Origin of the sequence: Antarctobacter heliothermus (assembly GCF_002237555.1) — a bacterium.
In the GTDB taxonomy this organism is placed as follows: Bacteria; Pseudomonadota; Alphaproteobacteria; order Rhodobacterales; family Rhodobacteraceae; genus Antarctobacter; species Antarctobacter heliothermus_B.
On record NZ_CP022540.1, the window covers coordinates 1466882 to 1482036 of the forward strand.

15 protein-coding genes are annotated in these 15155 nt (G+C 63.8%); 7 read left to right on the top strand and 8 right to left on the bottom strand.

What is annotated here, in order from left to right:
• Positions 1–59: 59 nt before the first annotated feature.
• Positions 60–770 carry a M48 family metallopeptidase gene (locus tag ANTHELSMS3_RS06905; protein ID WP_094034232.1) on the bottom strand — a complete coding sequence of 237 codons (711 nt, stop codon included), beginning with the start codon at positions 768–770 and terminating at the stop codon, positions 60–62.
• Positions 771–788: 18 nt separating this feature from the next.
• Here ANTHELSMS3_RS06905 and ANTHELSMS3_RS06910 point away from each other — a divergent pair, with 18 nt between their 5' ends.
• Together ANTHELSMS3_RS06910 and ANTHELSMS3_RS06915 are read left to right on the top strand one after the other, a co-directional pair.
• Entirely contained in the window at positions 789–1280 is a 492-nt protein-coding gene (locus ANTHELSMS3_RS06910) for a thiol-disulfide oxidoreductase DCC family protein (RefSeq protein ID WP_094034233.1), read from the top strand.
• Positions 1281–1289: 9 nt separating this feature from the next.
• Positions 1290–1520, top strand: coding sequence for a hypothetical protein (locus ANTHELSMS3_RS06915; protein WP_094034234.1), 231 nt, complete (start codon positions 1290–1292; stop codon positions 1518–1520).
• 6 nt (positions 1521–1526) lie between these two features.
• On the opposite strand, the gene ANTHELSMS3_RS06920 is transcribed toward ANTHELSMS3_RS06915, so the two are convergent.
• Entirely contained in the window at positions 1527–1784 is a 258-nt protein-coding gene (locus ANTHELSMS3_RS06920) for a DUF167 domain-containing protein (protein WP_094034235.1), read from the bottom strand.
• Positions 1785–1883: 99 nt separating this feature from the next.
• Here ANTHELSMS3_RS06920 and ANTHELSMS3_RS06925 point away from each other — a divergent pair, with 99 nt between their 5' ends.
• Together ANTHELSMS3_RS06925 and ANTHELSMS3_RS06930 are read left to right on the top strand one after the other, a co-directional pair.
• Positions 1884–2462, top strand: coding sequence for a nitroreductase family protein (locus tag ANTHELSMS3_RS06925; RefSeq protein ID WP_094036974.1), 579 nt, complete (start codon positions 1884–1886; stop codon positions 2460–2462).
• Positions 2459–3148, top strand: coding sequence for an EI24 domain-containing protein (locus ANTHELSMS3_RS06930; protein ID WP_094034236.1), 690 nt, complete (start codon positions 2459–2461; stop codon positions 3146–3148). The genes ANTHELSMS3_RS06925 and ANTHELSMS3_RS06930 overlap by 4 nt, the downstream gene beginning before the upstream one ends.
• 11 nt (positions 3149–3159) lie before the next feature.
• On the opposite strand, the gene ANTHELSMS3_RS06935 is transcribed toward ANTHELSMS3_RS06930, so the two are convergent.
• On the bottom strand, positions 3160–3450 hold the full coding sequence (locus tag ANTHELSMS3_RS06935; protein ID WP_094034237.1) for a DUF1467 family protein: 291 nt from the start codon (positions 3448–3450) through the stop codon (positions 3160–3162).
• Positions 3450–3854 carry a methylmalonyl-CoA epimerase gene (gene mce / locus ANTHELSMS3_RS06940; protein WP_094034238.1) on the bottom strand — a complete coding sequence of 135 codons (405 nt, stop codon included), beginning with the start codon at positions 3852–3854 and terminating at the stop codon, positions 3450–3452. The genes ANTHELSMS3_RS06935 and mce overlap by 1 nt, the downstream gene beginning before the upstream one ends.
• Positions 3855–3988: 134 nt before the next feature.
• Between mce and ANTHELSMS3_RS06945 the strand changes: the two genes are divergently transcribed.
• Entirely contained in the window at positions 3989–4708 is a 720-nt protein-coding gene (locus tag ANTHELSMS3_RS06945) for a response regulator (RefSeq protein WP_094034239.1), read from the top strand.
• A 7-nt stretch (positions 4709–4715) separates the two neighbouring features.
• On the opposite strand, the gene ANTHELSMS3_RS25780 is transcribed toward ANTHELSMS3_RS06945, so the two are convergent.
• The 3 genes from ANTHELSMS3_RS25780 to aspS all read right to left on the bottom strand — a co-directional run bounded on the left by ANTHELSMS3_RS25780 (position 4716) and on the right by aspS (position 9425).
• Positions 4716–5942: a DUF1501 domain-containing protein gene (locus ANTHELSMS3_RS25780; RefSeq protein WP_198319898.1), complete on the bottom strand. Its 1227-nt coding sequence runs from the start codon at positions 5940–5942 to the stop codon at positions 4716–4718.
• 3 nt (positions 5943–5945) lie between these two features.
• The gene (locus ANTHELSMS3_RS25785; protein WP_198319899.1) at positions 5946–7319 is read right to left on the bottom strand and encodes a DUF1800 domain-containing protein; all 1374 of its coding nucleotides are present in this window, start codon (positions 7317–7319) and stop codon (positions 5946–5948) included.
• Between the two features lie 111 nt (positions 7320–7430).
• On the bottom strand, positions 7431–9425 hold the full coding sequence (gene aspS / locus ANTHELSMS3_RS06955; RefSeq protein WP_094034240.1) for an aspartate--tRNA ligase: 1995 nt from the start codon (positions 9423–9425) through the stop codon (positions 7431–7433).
• Positions 9426–9578: 153 nt separating this feature from the next.
• Between aspS and ANTHELSMS3_RS06960 the strand changes: the two genes are divergently transcribed.
• Positions 9579–10817 carry an SAM-dependent methyltransferase gene (locus tag ANTHELSMS3_RS06960; RefSeq protein WP_254694870.1) on the top strand — a complete coding sequence of 413 codons (1239 nt, stop codon included), beginning with the start codon at positions 9579–9581 and terminating at the stop codon, positions 10815–10817.
• A 55-nt stretch (positions 10818–10872) separates the two neighbouring features.
• Here the strand turns inward: ANTHELSMS3_RS06960 and ANTHELSMS3_RS06965 are convergent, their stop codons facing one another.
• Positions 10873–11547 (bottom strand): CPBP family intramembrane glutamic endopeptidase, encoded by a 675-nt coding sequence (locus ANTHELSMS3_RS06965; protein ID WP_094034241.1) that lies wholly within the window; start codon positions 11545–11547, stop codon positions 10873–10875.
• 165 nt (positions 11548–11712) lie between these two features.
• Between ANTHELSMS3_RS06965 and carB the strand changes: the two genes are divergently transcribed.
• Entirely contained in the window at positions 11713–15084 is a 3372-nt protein-coding gene (gene carB, locus ANTHELSMS3_RS06970; RefSeq protein WP_094034242.1) for a carbamoyl-phosphate synthase large subunit, read from the top strand.
• Positions 15085–15155 lie beyond the last annotated feature (71 nt).

Below are 15155 nucleotides of genomic sequence, written 5' to 3' on the forward strand. Positions count from 1 at the left end.
AGGATGGCGGCTTGGGGCCGACAGTGCCTTGATGCAGGTCAACGTAGCGTCAGCGGGACCTACTGCCCGGCAAGCGCCGCAGCGGTGTCGCGCACGATCTGCATGCGGGCGGCATTGGGCGGATGGCTGCCCAGAAACCTGTTGCCCGGATCGGGGATGCGGGCAAAGAACTTGGCCCCGTTCACCGGATCATAGCCGGCGCGATAGGCGATGATCGTGCCCAGCTGATCCGCCTCCAACTCGAATTCCTTGGAATAGGTGCGCGCGCCCACGGCGGCGCCCAGTTGTTCGGCGTTGCGCACCGCCTCTGCCTCGGCTCCGCTGATGGCGGCAATCCCGGCAAAGACCACTGCGCCGATGGTGGCGCTTTCGCGGGTCTTGGCCAGATGATCCAGAATGTGGTGCGCCGCCTCATGCCCCATCACAAAGGCCAGTTCATCCGCGTTGCGCACGGAATTGATCATGCCGATATTGAACGCCAGAATAGGCCGCCCGTACCGGTCCACCGTCTGAAAGGCGTTGGGCGCTAGGTCTGCCCGGTCATCCACGACGATTTGGAAATCGCAATTCAATCCGCTCGTCCGCTTGCGGCATTCTCGCTCGGCCAGCGGCTCGACGGTCTCGACCACTTCGACAAACTGCCGCGCGGCCTGGTTGGCGCGCACCTGCGCCTCGGACCCGCCCACCAACGAGGGCGCGGGAGTGGGCAGGGACATCGGCGCGCAGGCCGACAGCAGCGCACAGACGATGATCAGGGGCAGACGGTACATATACGGTCCAGACAGGCGATGAGTGCTAAAGATATCTATGCCGCATTCGCGTCCTGCGCCAGACAGTCGCGTTCACTTGGCGGTGTTGCGCCGGTGGTCTATCTTTCACCCATGCATGAAAAAACGACGGTCATCTACAACGACACTTGCCCGATCTGTTCGCGTGAGGTGGACGGCTATCGCCGCATGACCGCGCAGGACGGGCTGGATGTCGCCTTTTGCGGCTTGTCCGATGGCACGCAGGCGGAGCACGGGCTGACCAAGGACGCCGCCGCGCGGCGCTTTCATGTGATCCAGAACGGCGTGCTCCTCAGCGGGATGCCCGCGTTTGCCGCGCTTTGGCAGGAAATGCCGCGCTTGCGCTGGCTGGCGTGGCTGGTCCGGCGTCCGGGTCTGCGGCAATTGACCGGGGTCTTGTACGATCACGCCATGGCGCCGCTGCTCTACCGAATGCACCTGCGTCGTCAACGCCGCCAAGAATCGGTTTCCGACCCCGCCGCTCCGCGATAGCCTGCAGACATGTTTAGTGTAGAGCACGATTTCGACGCCACCGTTGTCACCCTTGTGGATGAGGGCAAAGCGCCTCTGAAAGAGGACGTGGTCATTTCCAGCTTTGAGGAATGCGTGACGGTCGAACAATATGACGCCCGCACCGACCGCGTGGAAAAGATCACCCTGTCGATTTCCCAGATGCGCGACCTTGTCGCCGCCGTTAGCATGCCCGAAGGCGTCTACCGCCGCGACGACTAAGACGGTTTAGTCCGCGATCCGGAACAGCTTGTCGCGCGAGGTCTCGCCGCGCAGCAGTTCCAGCCGCGACTTGGGCACGCCCAATGCCTTGGCCAGCAGCTTGATCACCGCCGCGTTGGCCTTGCCGCCCTCGGGCACGGTGGTCACGGTCACACGCAGCCCGGTCTCGTCCCGCAGGACCGCGTTGCGCGCGGCCTTGGGCGTGACGCGCACGGCCAATGTTGTTCCGGGGATGGCAAGGTCGCTCAGATCGGGCAGTTTCATGGCTCTCCGCATACAGCTTGTGTGGCGACGCGCAAGAAAAGCGGTTGAATCCTGCGCCTAGGGGCCTGACATAACACGCGAGTGATTGAAGGAGACGCCATGCCCACCCCAAATCTCGCCGCGATGGAGTTTCTGCTCAGCCGCCGCTCGCGCCCTGCCAAGACATTGACCGGCCCTGCGCCCGATGACGCCGCGCTGATGCCACTGCTGACGGCGGCAGCACGCACTCCGGACCATGGTAAGCTGGAACCCTGGCGCTTTATTGTGCTGCGCGAGAGGGCCTTGCGCCGGTTGGCGGGCGAGGTCGCGGCCTGTGGTGAACGGTTGGGTAAAAGCGCCGAGGACATCGCCAAGGCGCGTGACGCCTATGACCGCAGCCCGCTGGTCGTGGTGGTTGTCGAGGTGCAAAAAGACAGCCCCAAGATCCCGCCGCTGGAACAGACTTATGCCGCCGGGGCCGCCTGTTTGGCGCTGCTGAATGCCGCGCTGGCCTCTGGCTGGGGGGCGAACTGGCTCTCGGGATGGGCCAGCCATGACCGTGGTTTTGTCGAGGGCGCGCTGGGTCTGGCCCCGCATGAGAAAATCGCAGGCCTGATCCATATCGGCACAGAAGGGTCCGCACCGCCAGAGCGTCCGCGTCCCGATCTGGAGGCGATCACCACCTGGGTAACGGAATGATTTTCGGCGCGGTGTCGCGGGCCATCGCGCAGCTGCCCGACCCGCGCTTTCGCGGTGTGCTCATTCGTGGGGTCGGCATAACGCTTGCCACCCTGATCGCGGCTGTTTTCGTGGTCTTTCAAATGGTGGGCTGGCTGATCGGTGACGACGCCAGCCTGCCGCTGATCGGCACGGTGTCCTGGTTGGACGATGCCGCCAGCTGGGCCTCTGTGCCGGTGATGCTGGTGCTGTCGGCCTTTTTGATGATCCCGGTCGCCTCGGCCATCACTTCGCTATTTCTCGAAGAGGTGGCTCAAGCTGTCGAGGACCGCCACTACCCCGGCCTTGGATCCGCCACGCCGGTCAGTTTTGCCGACGGCCTGCGCGATTCGTTGGGTTTTCTTGGCACATTGGTAGTGGCCAACCTGCTGGCATTTGTACTGTACCTGCTGTTTGCACCACTGGCGCCGTTCATCTTCTGGGCGCTGAACGGGTTCCTTTTGGGGCGGGAATATTTCACGCTTGCCGCCATGCGCCGGGTCGGCCGGGTAGAGGCGCGCAAACTACGCCGCCGCCACATCGGCGCGATCTGGGCCACGGGTGTCATCATGGCCGTGCCGCTGACCATTCCGATCGTCAACCTGTTGGTCCCGGTACTGGGGGCGGCTGCCTTTACCCATGTTTTCCACCGGGTGACGACGCGCTAAAGCCCCTTGCCTCACTTGACGTGAGAGCTGCCGTCCATGCGGTTGAACATCCAGCCGTCGATGTCGCGCACCGTCACAACCTCGAAAATGATGATAGAGGCCACAACCGCCCAGATCACCGCCGCCATGCCGGTGGTGATCCACGCCTTGCGTTTCAGGTTGTGCACCTCGGGGCTGCCGGCATGGGTGCCTGGCACCACCGCGCCAACGTCGCCCTGAGTCTTCAGCCGGATCGGGATCACGACCAGAAAGGTCATGAACCAGATTACGGCATACAGCACGATGCCCGACATAATGCCCATCAGACTTGCTCCAACTCGACCAGGCACCCGTTGAAGTCCTTGGGGTGCAGGAACAGCACCGGCTTGCCATGCGCGCCGATCTTTGGCTCGCCTGTGCCCAGCACGCGCGCGCCGGTCTCTTTCAGGTGGTCGCGCGCGGCGATGATGTCCTCGACCTCATAGCAGATGTGGTGGATGCCCCCCGACGGGTTCTTGGCCAGAAAGCCGTTGATCGGGCTGTCGTCGCCCAGCGGATACAGCAGTTCGATCTTGGTGTTGGGCAGTTCGATAAAGATCACCGTCACCCCATGGTCCGGTTCATCCTGCGGCGCGCCCACCTTGGCCCCCAGCGCGGTGCGATACTGCGCTGCGGCGGCGTCCAAGTCGGGCACGGCGATGGCCACATGATTCAGGCGTCCGATCATCTCAACTTCTCCATGGCTGGTGTCGAATGAGGTTATGGCGTTTGGGCCACGACCGGACAAGGCGGTGCGACCCTTAACCGCTTGTTCACCGTGTCGCGGCAAATTGGTGAGCGACTCGTAAAGGAGCGCCTGCCATGGACGACACACAAAAGCTATCTCCACACCTGCGTCCCACTGCGACGCGCCCCCTGCTGGGGCTGACGATCCTCGTGGTTGAGGACAGCCGATACTCCTGCGATGCCATGCGCCTGCTTTGCCTGCGCTCAGGCGCGCGGATTCGCCGGGCGGATTGCCTGAAATCGGCGCGCCGCCATTTGCAGGTCTACCGCCCCAGCGTTGTGGTCATCGACCTTGGTCTGCCGGACGGGTCGGGGGCCGAACTGATCGCCGAACTGGGCGTCGCCTGCCCGCGTGTTGACGTGATCCTTGGCACCAGCGGCGACAGTTTTGCCGAAGAGGTGGCGCTCGCCGCCGGGGCAGACGGGTTCCTGCCCAAACCAGTGTCCTCTGTCGTCGGCTTCCAGAACGCGATCCTCAGCGCGCTGCCAATCGAACGACGCCCCACCGGCCCGCGCCTTGTCTGCGATGAACCCGTCCTGCCTGATCCGCTGGCCTACCGCGATGATATGGCCCACGCCGCTGACGTGCTCTCGGTTGCGCGGGGTGATGAACGCAATCTGACCTACCTGACGCAGTTCCTTGCCGGGGTGGCGCGCAGCGCGGGGGACGGCATCCTGCAAAAGGCGGCAGAGGATCTGGCCGATGCCCGCGCCGCCGGACAGCCGGTCACATCCAACCTCGCCCGCGTCTCCGCACTGGTGCAGGACCGCGTGGCCGACCGCATGGCGATCTGACCCGCGGCTACAGCAACAGCTCTGGATCGTCGCCCATATCCAGACCGGGGAATATCGTGGTCTCCAGCGCGGTGCGCTCGACCCCGTAGAGACCGCGCAACAACCACGCCAGATGCGCCCGCAGGTCGCGCGTCGGCATGACATCGCGGCGCTTGTACAGTGCTGCCTCGTCCAGTCCGGGCCAGTCGGTGATCACCCGTCCGCCGCGCACAGCGCCGCCCGCCAGCACCATCACCCCGCCAGAGCCGTGATCGGTGCCGCCGGTGCCGTTCCAGCGCGCCGTGCGGCCGAACTCTGTCACCGCAACCACGGTTGTCTGGCCCCACGCCCCGGCACCCAACGTCTCTTTCAGCGTCGTCACCGACTGCGCCAGTTGTGTCAGAGCACGGGGCAGATGGTGTGCCTGCGCCCTGTGCGTGTCCCACCCCGTCAGCGAATAACAGGCGATCCGCGCCGCGCCGCGCAACTGTTCACCGGCGAATCGCGCCAGCGCCGCACCGGGCCTCTGTCGGTCCTTTCCGCTCATCATGTCATCGCGCATGGCGGCCATCATGTCGCCCATGCTGCCGGTAAATTCCACACCGTCGCCATCGCCCCCCGCAAGGGCCATGGCCGTGTCCAGTGCCGCCGCCATCGCCGGGTCGGCCTGCATCACCCGCCGGGTCAGCAGAACCGCCTGTGGTGACAGCCGCAAATCGGCCTCCGGGGTCCAACGGTTCACCTGGGCGGGGCCTTGCAGGATGCGCAATGGCTCGCCGCCGATGGCATAGGCAGTCTCTGCCGTGGCATCGGGCATCCGTTGCACCAGCCGGTTCAGCCAGCCATCTCCCGGCAGCGGAGCATCAGAGGCGGCAACCCCCGCCTCCAACAGGTCCTGACCGTCGAAATGGCTGCGCTTGTCGCGGTAGGGGATCGACACCGCATGGGCAAACCCCAACTCTCCGGCACGCCACAGCGGGGCCAGCGGCGACAGCGCGCCGTGCATGGCAAACCGCCCGTCCAGATCAAGCGCCCCGCCACCGTCCAGATCCGGCGCGGGCCGCCCCAGCGTGGCAAAATCGGGGTCGCCATAGGGACTGACAGCAGCCAGTCCGTCCATGCCGCCGCGCAGGATGATCACCACCAGCCGGTGCTCGCCCGGCGTCGCGGCAAAGCTGACCGGCGTCACCAGCGGGCTGGCGGCCAAGGAACAACCCAGCGCGGCGCTGCGGGTCAGGAAACTCCGTCTGTCCATGCTCTACATCCTCTGAAACGCGGGGGAGGCCAGCACCACACCGATCCCGTCGGCGCGGGTCTCGGCGGCACTGGCGGCGAAACGCACCTCTTCGGGCGCGCGCGCACCTAGGGCGGTCACAACAAAATCACGCGGGTCCGGCAGGGCGTCCAGCATCAGTTGCGGCAGGGTGAACCCCCATTGCAGCCGCGCGGCCATTCCCTGCGGCGTGATCCACGCCGCATCCGCCTCTGGCAACCCGTCCGGCCCCGACGGCTGTTGCCAGACCTGTCCCATCAGGCGCAGCGGGTCCATCAACAGCATCTGCGCACGAGCGGCCAGCGCCTTGGACGGCACGTCCAGCGCACGACAGGCAGAGGCGATGAAATCCAGCGGCATCTTGACGTCACCCGGCGCAGGGGCCCACGCGGCGGGATGGTCCAGCATTGCGCGGTAAACCTCTGGCAGGTCGCCACCAGTCTCGTGCCACACTCCGGCTATGGCCGTGACCAGCGCCGGATCGGGGGTATCACCCAGAAAATGCACCGCCAGCTTGTGCGCGATATGCTGTGCCGTTGCCGGATGGCGGGCCAGATCGCGCAGGACGGCGTGGATGTCGTCAATCGTCGGTTTGCCGCCGCCATAGGCCTTGCCCAGCACGGTTTCCGGTCCGGGTTCCGCCAGCGGCGGGCGAAACTCGGTGCCCGCCTGTTCGGTAAACGCCAGCCCGGTCAGCAGTTCCGCCAGTTGCCGCACGTCGTCTTGGGTATACGGCCCGTCGACGCCCAGCGTGTGCAGCTCCAGCAACTCCCGCGCGAGGTTTTCGTTCATACCCGTCTTGCCGGGAAACCGCAGTGCCTGTGGTGAGTTCGGCCCGGCAGAGGCCTGCTGATCAAGGTAATGCAGCATCAAGGGGTGGGTGGCGGTGGCGATCAGCATATCCTCGAACCGCCCGGCCAGATGCGGGCGGATGGCCGATTCGATATACGGGGACGTCGCCACCTGCAGCACGCTGGCTTTGCCATGTGCGGTGAAATGATCGGCCCAAAAACTCTCCAACCGTTCACGCATCGGGGTGTCGCTGGCGACGCGGCGCGACACATGCGCGACCAGCCAGCCACGGCGCGCCTTGCGTCCTTCGCGGGTGATGTTGACCATGGCCTGATGGGCCTCATCCCCGATGCGCGTGCCCTTGGCAGACTTGCTGAGACGGAACAGCGCATTCGTCGGCGTCACGCGCTTGGCCAGAAAAATCTCGAACGGCTCAATGGGAAAGGTTTCGGCGACAGGGTCAGGGCCGGTCAATCCATCAAGGATCGCGGCAATGCTGTCTGGCGCGGCGATCCGGGGGGATCGACCGCACCCAAAGCGGATATCGGCAAGGATCGGATCGAACATGGGTTTGCCTCAACATTGCTATTGGCAATGTAGAGGATGCGGGGCGGTTTTACATCGCCCCGCACGCATTGCGTGTCCGCCGTTTCGGCGGAATGGTGCCTTGAGCGGCGGCTATTCCTGCGGAATGACGCGCAGGCCCAGTTCCATCAGTTGCTCCGAGGACGGGTCCGACGGGGCGCTCATCATCAGGTCTTCGGCGCGCTGGTTCATCGGGAACATGATGACCTCACGGATGTTCGATGTGCCGGCCAGCAGCATCACGATCCGGTCGATGCCTGCAGCACAGCCACCGTGCGGCGGCGCGCCGTAGTGGAACGCGTTGAACAGCGCACCAAAGCGCGATTTGACCTCATCGGCGCCGTAACCGGCAATCTCGAACGCCTTCAGCATCACCTCTGGCTTGTGGTTCCGGATCGCGCCGGACACCAGCTCATAGCCGTTGCAGGCCAGATCATACTGATAGCCCAACACCTTCAGCGGATCGCCTTGCAGCGCCTCCATCCCGCCCTGCGGCATGGAAAACGGATTGTGCTCGAAATCGATCTTGCCGGTTTCCTCGTCCTTTTCGTAGATCGGGAAATCCACGATCCACGCAAAGGCAAAGCGGTTTTCGTCGGTCAGGTTCAGTTCCGTGCCCAGCACGTCCCGCGCCTTGCCTGCGACCCGCTGAAAACTGGCCGGTTTGCCGCCAAGGAAAAACGCCGCGTCGCCGACGCCAAGGCCCAGCTGCTGGCGGATCGCCTCGGTCCGTTCGGGGCCGATGTTCTTGGCCAGCGGGCCAGCGGGTTCTGGTTCGCCCATTTGAGGAAAATGGATTCGCCTTTGATCTGCCGCGATCCTAAGATCGAGTGGGTCACCTTTTTCGATCAGATCCGCTATCTTACAAACTTTTGTTAGCCCCTCTGCGACCTCTGCTGAGTTCTCTTGTGCGAGCAATTCATTCAGTCGGTCGCGGTCCACTCTCTTGGTGTCCAACCAACCATTGATTTCGTCTGCTGTAGAGTTGGGCGTTTGGCGGGAGCGCCAGAAAATATACCCCATCCCCGGCAGGCCCTCTTTCTGGGCAAAGGCGTTCATGCGGTCACAGAACTTGCGGCTGCCGCCACCCGGCGCGGGAATGGCGCGGATCTCGGTGCCGTCCTGCTCCAGCAGTTTGGCAAAGATGGCGAAACCGGAGCCTGCGAAATGTTCGGACACCACCTGCATCTCGATCGGGTTGCGCAGGTCGGGCTTGTCGGTGCCGTATTTCAGCGCCGCTTCGGCATAGGGAATCTGCGGCCAAGTCGCCGGATCATCCACCGACTTGCCGCCGCCGAATTCCTCAAACACGCCTGCAATCACCGGAGCAACCGTATCGAACACATCCTGTTGCTCGACAAAGCTCATCTCCATGTCCAACTGATAGAAATCGGTCGGAGAGCGGTCAGCGCGCGGGTCTTCGTCGCGGAAACAGGGCGCGATCTGGAAATACTTGTCGAACCCGCTGACCATGATCAGCTGCTTGAACTGCTGCGGGGCCTGCGGCAGGGCGTAGAACTTGCCCGGCTGCTGGCGCGACGGCACCAGAAAGTCGCGCGCGCCCTCGGGCGACGATGCGGTGATGATCGGGGTCTGATACTCGCGGAAATCCTTGGCCCACATCTGCTTGCGGATGAATGCCACAACATCGGACCGCAGCGTCATCGACGACTGCATCGCCTCGCGGCGCAGGTCGAGATAGCGGTATTTCAGGCGGGTTTCCTCGGGGTATTCCTGATCGCCAAAGACGATCAGCGGCAGTTCATCGGCGCTGCCCAGCACCTCCAGTTCGCGCACGAACACTTCGATCTCGCCGGTGGGCAGGTTCGGGTTCACAAGGCTGGCATCGCGCGCCAGCACGTTGCCGTCGATGCGGATACACCATTCCGAGCGCACCTTTTCCAGCGCGGCAAAGGCCGGGCTGTCCGCATCGGCGATCACCTGAGTGATGCCGTAATGGTCGCGCAGATCGATGAAAAGCACGCCGCCGTGGTCGCGGATGCGATGTACCCAGCCAGCCAGGCGGACGGTATCCCCCACCTGGTCCTTGGTCAGATCGGCGCAGGTGTGGCTGCGATAGGCGTGCATGTCGGGCCCCTTTGGATATGCGCAAAAGACAGGCGCGATACATCCCGAGGGGCGCAGGAAGTCAAGGGAGCAGGCTTTAATTGGCGAGAATCGGGGGAACCTTGTACCCTAGCCAGCTGAAAGAGGCGCTGAAACGGCGAATGGGGGTCCACAATGTCTGAGTCTCTTCTGCTGAACATGTTGCGCCGGATGGTGCGCCTCGGCCGGTTGACCGTCACGCTGCCCAGCGGCCGGACAGAAAGCGTCGGCTCAGGGCAGGGCGACAGCGTTCAGGTAGTCCTGACCGGCGACGACACCATACGCCGCCTGCTGATGCGGCCCAGCCTTGCGCTGGGAGAGTGTTATACCGACGGCACCCTGCGCATCGAAGACGACGATCTGCCGGGCCTGCTGAACCTGTTGGCCGCCAACCAAAGCTTTGCCCAGATGCCGCTCTGGTACAGCGTGCCGCGCCGCATTCAGGGTGCATTGCGCGGATTTCTGCAACGCAACACGCCGTTCAGTGCGCGCCGCAATGTTGCGCATCACTATGACTTGTCCGACGACCTGTACCGGCTCTTTCTGGATGCGGACATGCAGTATTCCTGCGCCTATTTCGCCCGTCCCGACATGACGCTGGAACAGGCGCAAGCCGCGAAAAAGGCGCATATCGCGCAAAAACTGCTGATCGAACCGGGCATGAAGGTGCTGGACATCGGTTGCGGCTGGGGCGGCATGGCGCTGACACTGGCGCGCGACTATGGCGCATATGTCACCGGCGTGACGCTGTCGGAAAACCAGTTGGCCACCGCGCAGGCGCGCGCCAAGGCAGAGGGGCTGGAGGACCGCGTGACCTTTCGCCTGCTCGATTACCGGCGGCTTGACGAACGGTTTGCCCGCATTGTCAGCGTCGGCATGTTGGAACACGTCGGCGTGCCGCACTACGCCGAGTATTTCGGCAAGGTCCGCGACCTGATGGCCGATGACGGGGTGGCGGTGATCCACTCTATCGTCAAGAACGGCCCGCCGCGTCCGAACAACGCCTGGATCGACAAATATATCTTTCCCGGCAGCTACGCGCCCTCCGCGTCAGAGATTTACCGCGCCATCGAAAACAGTTGGCTTCACCAGTCCGACGATGAGGCGCTACGCATCCACTACGCGCTGACGCTCAAGGCGTGGCGCGCGCGGCTGGAGGCGCAGCAGGACAGGGTCGAGGTCATGTTTGACGCCAAATTCATGCGGATGTGGCGGTTCTATCTGGCCTCGATGGAGGTGGCATTCCAGTCGGGCAACCTGCATGTGCAGCAGTGGCAACTTGCCAAATCCCTGTCCACGGTGCCGATCACGCGGGACTACCTGTATTCTGCGGCGCGCGCGGATCACCCGAACTGGCGCGACGCGGCGGAATAGCCGTGCAACGGTGGTCTCATGTGTCCCCGCCCGGACGTGATTCGGGGTCCGTCGCCTAGAATGGGCGCACCACGTTGCCCGAATAAAAATAGACGCCCAGTCCCAGTGCAAACAGGATCACGCCAGACAGCGAATGCAGCACAATCGCCTCGGCGAAATTGCCGCGCCGCTCATAGGCCCATGCAAAGACCAGCCCTCCGCAAAAGGTCATCGCCGCGACGATCCAGTTCCAGTACATCAGGTGCGCCAGCGAAAAGAGCGCAGCGTTCAGCACCAGCGGCGGCCAGTTTCCGCCCGGCAGCAGCTCGCCGTAACGGCGAAAGAACAGTGGCCGGAACACCAATTCCTGCGGCAAGGCGGACAACAGCGGATAGAGCAACGCAATCATCAGCATCAGCCACGGGTTGATACGCAGCAGGGCAAACGCCGCCTCTGGCGCGGTCAGTTTGACCACCGTCAGCCCGGCCACAGCGGTGACCGCGCCGAATCCCGCCACCAGCCGCCAGTCGATGGTGCGCGCACCTTCGGTCAGCGACCGCCATGCGAATCCCGGTGTCAGGTGCAACAGCACCAGACCCAGCGCGCTAAAGCCGAACAGCAGCGGAAACATCATGTCGGGCGACACGCCCACGGCGATCCCCGCCGGGATCACGGCAAACAGGCCGACAAACTCGATCCACAGCCGGACCCGGCGCGCCGCACCGCCGCCGTCTTCTGACACAATGGACATCTCGGCGGCTCCTTGCTCTGCGCGCTTGCCAGAGATAGGCACGACGTGGCGGCGTACCACCCCGTTCGAGGCTTGCGCTCGAAGGCGCGCCGCGTATAACGCCGACAATTTGCGAATAGACACCTCCGGGGCTGCCGTCTCCCGGGGCTGAGCATGGAGCGCCCGATGCCGAAGAGAACCGATATCCAGTCGATCATGATCATCGGAGCGGGTCCCATCATTATCGGACAGGCCTGCGAGTTCGATTATTCCGGCGCTCAGGCCTGCAAGGCGCTGCGCGAAGAGGGCTACCGGGTCATTCTGGTCAACTCGAACCCGGCCACGATCATGACAGACCCCGGTCTGGCCGATGCCACCTATATCGAGCCGATCACACCCGAGGTTGTCGCGCGCATCATCGAAAAGGAACGCCCCGACGCGCTTCTGCCCACAATGGGCGGACAGACGGGCCTGAACACCTCGCTCGCGCTTGAGGAAATGGGCGTGCTGGAGAAATTCGGCGTCGAGATGATCGGCGCCAAGCGTGAGGCCATCGAGATGGCCGAGGACCGCAAGCTCTTCCGCGAGGCGATGGACCGCATCGGCCTTGAGAACCCCAAGGCCACCATCGTCACCGCGCCCAAGAACGCCAAGGGCAAGTTCGATCTGGATGCTGGCGTGTCGATCGCACTGGAAACGCTGGAATATGTCGGCTTGCCCGCCATCATCCGCCCCGCCTTTACCCTTGGCGGCACCGGCGGCGGCGTGGCCTATAACCGCGAGGATTACATCCACTACTGCCGCACCGGCATGGATGCCTCTCCTGTGGGTCAGATCCTTGTGGATGAGTCGCTGCTGGGCTGGAAAGAGTTCGAGATGGAGGTCGTCCGCGACAAGGCGGACAACGCGATCATCGTCTGCGCCATCGAAAACGTCGATCCGATGGGCGTTCACACCGGCGATTCGATCACCGTTGCCCCGGCGCTGACGCTGACCGACAAGGAATACCAGATCATGCGCAACGGCTCCATCGCCGTGCTGCGTGAGATCGGCGTCGAAACCGGCGGCTCGAACGTGCAGTGGGCGGTGAACCCCGAAAACGGCCGCATGGTCGTGATCGAGATGAACCCGCGTGTCAGCCGCTCCTCCGCTCTGGCGTCGAAGGCGACCGGTTTCCCCATCGCCAAGATCGCCGCCAAGCTGGCCATCGGCTACACGCTGGATGAGCTGGACAACGACATCACCAAGGTCACGCCAGCCAGCTTTGAGCCGACCATCGACTATGTCGTCACCAAGATCCCCAAGTTTGCCTTCGAAAAATTCCCCGGCGCACAGCCGCTGCTGACCACCGCGATGAAATCCGTGGGTGAGGCGATGGCCATCGGCCGCACCATCCACGAATCGCTGCAAAAGGCGCTCGCCTCGATGGAATCCGGCCTGACCGGCTTTGATGAGGTCGACATCCCCGGTGTTGGCGTTGACGCATGGTCGATCCCCGCCGACAAATCCGCCGTCATCAAGGCCATCGGCCAGCAAACCCCCGACCGGATGCGCACCATTGCGCAGGCCATGCGCCACGGCCTGACCGATGACGAAATCCACGGCACCACCATGTTTGACCCGTGGTTCCTTGCCCGCATCCGCGAGATCGTCGAGGCCGAGGCCGAGATCCGCGCAAACGGCCTGCCGCAGGATGCCGACGGCATGCGCGCGCTCAAGATGATGGGCTTTACCGATGCGCGCCTCGCCAAGCTGACCGGCTTTGCCGAAAAAGACGTGCGCAGCCGCCGCCACGCGCAGGGCGTCACCGCCGTCTTCAAACGCATCGACACCTGCGCGGCCGAGTTTGAGGCGCAAACCCCCTACATGTACTCCACCTACGAAGAGCCCATGATGGGCGAGGTGGAATGTGAGGCGCGCCCTAGCGACCGCAAAAAGGTCGTCATCCTCGGTGGTGGCCCCAACCGCATCGGGCAGGGGATCGAATTCGATTACTGCTGCTGCCACGCCTGCTTTGCCCTGACCGACGCGGGCTATGAAACCATCATGATCAACTGCAACCCGGAAACCGTGTCGACCGACTACGACACCTCGGACCGGTTGTACTTTGAGCCGCTGACCTTTGAACACGTCATGGAAATCCTGCGGGTCGAGCTGGAAAATGGCACCCTGCACGGCGTCATCGTGCAGTTCGGCGGCCAGACCCCGCTGAAACTCGCCAACGCGCTAGAGGCAGAGGGCATCCCGATCCTTGGCACCACGCCCGACGCCATCGACCTTGCCGAAGACCGCGAACGCTTTCAGGCGCTGGTCAACCAACTTGGCCTGAAACAGCCGCGCAACGGCATCGCCTCGACCGACGCACAGGCGCTGGCCATCGCCGAGGACATCGGCTTTCCGCTGGTGATCCGCCCCTCTTACGTTCTGGGCGGCCGCGCGATGGAAATCGTCCGCGATATGGACCACCTGCGCCGCTACATCTCAGAGGCGGTTGTGGTGTCCGGCGACAGCCCCGTGCTGCTGGACAGCTACCTGTCCGGTGCGGTCGAACTGGACGTTGACGCGCTCTGCGACGGGCAGAACGTCCACGTCGCGGGCATCATGCAGCACATCGAAGAGGCGGGCGTTCACTCGGGCGATTCCGCCTGCTCGCTGCCGCCCTATTCGCTGGGCAAACCGATCCTGCAAGAGATCGAAAAACAGACCCACGCGCTGGCCAAGGCCCTGAATGTCGTCGGCCTGATGAACGTCCAATTCGCCATCAAACCCAATGAGGCCGGCGAGGATGAGATCTACCTGATTGAGGTCAACCCCCGCGCCAGCCGCACCGTGCCTTTCGTCGCCAAGGCGACCGACAGCGCCATCGCCTCCATCGCCGCCCGCATCATGGCGGGTGAGCCGCTGTCCAACTTCCCCCTCCGCGCGGGCTATGCCGAAGACACCGACTACGACACCGATGTGCCGATGGCCGACCCGATGACATTGGCCGATCCGAACATGCCGTGGTTCTCTGTCAAAGAGGCGGTGCTGCCCTTCGCCCGCTTCCCCGGTGTCGACACGATCCTTGGCCCGGAAATGCGCTCCACCGGTGAGGTCATGGGCTGGGACCGCTCGTTCCCGCGCGCCTTCCTCAAGGCGCAAATGGGCGCAGGCACCATCCTGCCACAAGAGGGCGCGGTGTTCTTCTCCATCAAGGATGAGGACAAGACCCCCCAGATCGCCGAAACCGCGCGCGTCCTTGTGGACCTTGGGTTCACCATCGTGGCCACTCAGGGCACCGCGACCTTCCTGGAGGCGCACGGGATCGCCTGCGAACTGGTCAAAAAGGTCTACGAAGGCCGCCCCAACGTGGTCGACTTGATGAAGGACGGCGGCATCCAACTGGTGATGAACACCACCGAAGGCGCCGCCGCCGTGGCCGACAGCCGCGAAATCCGCTCTGTCGCGCTCTACGACAAGATCCCCTACTACACGACCGCCGCGGGCGCCCATGCGGCGGCCTTGGCGATGAAAGAGCGTGAAGAGGGTGAGTTGGTGGTGAAAAGCTTGCAGGGGTGAGGCGTTTGGGTCGGATTGCTCAAATCTTTGGCTGGGTCGCCATAGTTGTTGGAGGACTTCGAGTTCTCATG

Bases quoted from the DNA above. Each gene is read 5' to 3' on its own strand.
- mce (WP_094034238.1), bottom strand. From the start codon at position 3,854: ATGATCGGACGCCTGAATCATGTGGCCATCGCCGTGCCCGACTTGGAC.
- ANTHELSMS3_RS06935 (WP_094034237.1), bottom strand. From the start codon at position 3,450: ATGGGCATTATGTCGGGCATCGTGCTGTATGCCGTAATCTGGTTCATG.
- carB (WP_094034242.1), top strand. From the start codon at position 11,713: ATGCCGAAGAGAACCGATATCCAGTCGATCATGATCATCGGAGCGGGT.
- ANTHELSMS3_RS25785 (WP_198319899.1), bottom strand. From the start codon at position 7,319: ATGTTCGATCCGATCCTTGCCGATATCCGCTTTGGGTGCGGTCGATCC.
- ANTHELSMS3_RS25780 (WP_198319898.1), bottom strand. From the start codon at position 5,942: ATGGACAGACGGAGTTTCCTGACCCGCAGCGCCGCGCTGGGTTGTTCC.
- ANTHELSMS3_RS06910 (WP_094034233.1), top strand. From the start codon at position 789: ATGAGTGCTAAAGATATCTATGCCGCATTCGCGTCCTGCGCCAGACAG.
- ANTHELSMS3_RS06915 (WP_094034234.1), top strand. From the start codon at position 1,290: ATGTTTAGTGTAGAGCACGATTTCGACGCCACCGTTGTCACCCTTGTG.
- aspS (WP_094034240.1), bottom strand. From the start codon at position 9,425: ATGCACGCCTATCGCAGCCACACCTGCGCCGATCTGACCAAGGACCAG.
- ANTHELSMS3_RS06965 (WP_094034241.1), bottom strand. From the start codon at position 11,547: ATGTCCATTGTGTCAGAAGACGGCGGCGGTGCGGCGCGCCGGGTCCGG.
- ANTHELSMS3_RS06925 (WP_094036974.1), top strand. From the start codon at position 1,884: ATGCCCACCCCAAATCTCGCCGCGATGGAGTTTCTGCTCAGCCGCCGC.
- ANTHELSMS3_RS06945 (WP_094034239.1), top strand. From the start codon at position 3,989: ATGGACGACACACAAAAGCTATCTCCACACCTGCGTCCCACTGCGACG.
- ANTHELSMS3_RS06930 (WP_094034236.1), top strand. From the start codon at position 2,459: ATGATTTTCGGCGCGGTGTCGCGGGCCATCGCGCAGCTGCCCGACCCG.
- ANTHELSMS3_RS06960 (WP_254694870.1), top strand. From the start codon at position 9,579: ATGTCTGAGTCTCTTCTGCTGAACATGTTGCGCCGGATGGTGCGCCTC.
- ANTHELSMS3_RS06920 (WP_094034235.1), bottom strand. From the start codon at position 1,784: ATGAAACTGCCCGATCTGAGCGACCTTGCCATCCCCGGAACAACATTG.
- ANTHELSMS3_RS06905 (WP_094034232.1), bottom strand. From the start codon at position 770: ATGTACCGTCTGCCCCTGATCATCGTCTGTGCGCTGCTGTCGGCCTGC.